The organism is Vibrio sp. 10N.261.51.C6, assembly GCF_041471785.1.
Taxonomy (GTDB): domain Bacteria; phylum Pseudomonadota; class Gammaproteobacteria; order Enterobacterales; family Vibrionaceae; genus Vibrio; species Vibrio crassostreae_C.
The window spans coordinates 1-2,868 of record NZ_JBFRPB010000086.1 but is presented as its reverse complement, the minus strand read 5'-3'; the positions used below and the strand labels follow the sequence as shown (position 1 = coordinate 2,868).

The 2,868-nt window shown below is 42.9% G+C and carries 2 protein-coding genes; both read right to left on the bottom strand.

The genetic code is table 11. The features are described from left to right. The coding region (locus AB4375_RS19985; RefSeq protein WP_372052391.1) for a bifunctional aspartate transaminase/aspartate 4-decarboxylase at positions 1 to 800 on the bottom strand (800 nt) is incomplete at its 3' end. Positions 801 to 951: 151 nt separating this feature from the next. Beyond that, a complete protein-coding gene (gene aspT / locus AB4375_RS19980; protein WP_372052390.1) occupies positions 952 to 2,667 on the bottom strand; it encodes an aspartate-alanine antiporter in 1,716 nt (571 codons plus the stop codon). Positions 2,668 to 2,868 lie beyond the last annotated feature (201 nt).

Here is a 2,868-nt window from a genome sequence, read left to right as displayed (position 1 = left end):
TCAGAGAATTTCACTGATGCTGGGTTTGCAGGGTTAACAACGCAAAGCAGTTTGATGTCTGTATCTGCCAGTTTCTCGATTTCAGACATTGGTAGCTGCCAAGTCGTCTCATCAAGGCGTAGCTCAACGATTTCCAGCTCATACTCTGCTAGCTCTGGGATTTCTAGGTAAGGTGTAAAGATTGGCGTGATTAGCGCAACTTTGTCACCTTTTTTCAATAGACCATTGTTGAACATGGTTGCGAACGTGTACGTCATTGACGCTGTGCCGCCTTCTGTTGCGAACAAGTCAAAGTTAGTCGTCATTGGCATTGGGCCGTACATCTCTTCTGCGATGTATTGTTTAACCACTTTCTCGATGTTCACTAGCATACGTGGTGGTACTGGGTAGTTACACGCAAGGTAAGCCAGTACTAGCTCGTTTAGGAACGCTTGTTTTTCGATGCCTAGACGGTCTTTTGCGTAGCTTAGTGCACGACGTAGGAAATCAACGCCTTTGTCTGTTGCATATTGGCTTGCGAACGTGTCGAAACGCTCAACGATGCCGACGCCATCAGGGATACCACCGAAATCACCACCTAGGTAAGCGTAGTTACGCTCTGCTTCTGCTACCGCAAACTCACCAAGACGGATGAAGGCTTTACGAGGTAGCGTTGCTAGGAAGTTAGGGTTACCACGACCTGCATCAAGAAGTGCACGATCTGGCACAGCTTGCGCCACTTCAATCAGTTTGTCTTTTAGCTCGAATGGGCTTAGGTCAGCGAATTTTGAAAAATCGATAGTTGGAGTTTGAGTAGTCATAATATTTACCTAATAATTTAATATTAAACACTTGTAATTAAATAAAGTGTTTTACTTAAGCGTGATTATTCAGGCCTACCCTATTTTTGATAGGGTAGGTCTGTTAATAAGTTGATGATTTTTTAAATCTATAATGAGTTGTAGGTTTTAATTACATACCCGCATTAACGGTAATAATGCCGACGATAATTGGTCCCCATAGAGTCAGTAACACGTTGGCTACTGCGTAAGTCACAGTAAAAGAGAATACTGGCGTTGCGTTGCCTGTTTTTTCCATCAATGCAGCGAACGCTGGGTTTGCACTTCGACCACCGGTTACACAACCTAAAGCTTCTACCGGATTCTTTATCTTCAATACAAAGTACGAGAAGAAGAATGAAATAATCTGTGGAATGATGGTTACCGCAACACCCAAGAATAGTAGGCTCATACCGTGTTCTTTGATGGTGTCTACCGCTTGAGGGCCAGCCTCAAGACCAACGATACCCACGAATGCTGCTAGACCGAAGTCGCGAATAAAGCTTGCTGCTGATTCTGGGAATTGCGCCACATGTGGGTTACGGCTGCGTAACCAACCAACAATCAGACCTGACACTAGACAGCCTGCACCAGAGCCGATAGTGACCGGAATACCTGCAATTTTGAAGTTGATTAGGCCAATCAAAAGACCCAATACCATACCCATGCCTAGTACAATGAAGTCAGTCATTGTTGCTGAGTTCATTGGCTTACCGATTGTACCTTGAACACGATTAATATCGCTTGGTGAGCCAGTTAATTGAATAACATCATTTTTCTTAACAACAAGGTCAGCGTGAACTGGGATTGATACACCTTCGCGAAGGTAGTCAGTCACATAAACACCACGGTAAGTGCCTTTGTTCGCTTCTGATTTGATTTGACCTAGTGTACGGCCAATCAGTTGTTTGTTGTCTGCGATAAGCTGACGGTTCTCTTCAATGACTTCGTACTCTTCTGGAAGCACAACTTCAGAGCCAACAGAGTCACTTTTCAACTGACCAATGGCTTTACGAGTACCTGTGATAACCAGAACATCGCCTTGTTGAAGCTTAGTAAATTTGTCTGCTTCAATCGCTTTGCCATCACGCTCGATAACTTCGATGCATGCGTCTATTGAATCTTGATTGATTTGGGCTAGTGTCAAACCATTCACTTTGCTCTCTGCTTTGATTTCAAAAGCGCGAGTCTCAAGTTTTGTCATCGCATTGAATTCACCAGCACCAAGCTCTGCATTACCATCTGAGTTCGCTTCTGCCATTTTGATTGCTTCAGAGCGAATGTCCCACTTCATCAACGTTGGGAATACCCAAGTCACCATCAAGATTGGACCTAATGAACCAAAGATGTATGTTACAGCGTAACCTACAGCAACGTTAGTTTGCATCAGATGTTTGGCTTCTTCAGACACACCACCCAAACGGGCGATCGCATCGCCTGCAGTACCAATGATCGCAGACTGAGTTAAACCACCGGCAGCTAGGCCCGCAGCAGTACCTCTATCTAAGTCAAACAACCACGCAGCGGCAAGTACACACAATAAGCCTGAAACCGTCATAACAACCGCAGACAACAGAATGTTGATGGTTCTAAAGTTAAGCGCTTTAAAGAATTGTGCGCCGCCTTGATAACCCACAGCATAAATAAAGAGCGCAAAGAAAATACTTTTTACGCCGGGATCAATCTGAACACCAAATTGCCCAATAATTACGCCCATTAATAATGTTCCGGCCACACCGCCTAAAACAAATCGGCCGATAGTAATTTTACCAACCATATAACCCAATGAGAGTGTAATAAATAGTGCGACAAATGGTGCCATGTCAAACAGATTAGAAATAATGTCCATGACAAATTTACTCTTGTTACTAAATATAAGGAGTAAATAATCTAACGAATAACTTAATAATGATATTTGTTGGATTATTCAAAATAAATAAAGCATCTCGTTGCTTCGAACCGAATATTAAGAACAAAAGGTTTTATTATGTAATCCCATTTGATGGATCAAATCATCACTTTAACTGTTCGCATAGTTTTTGAAGTGCAA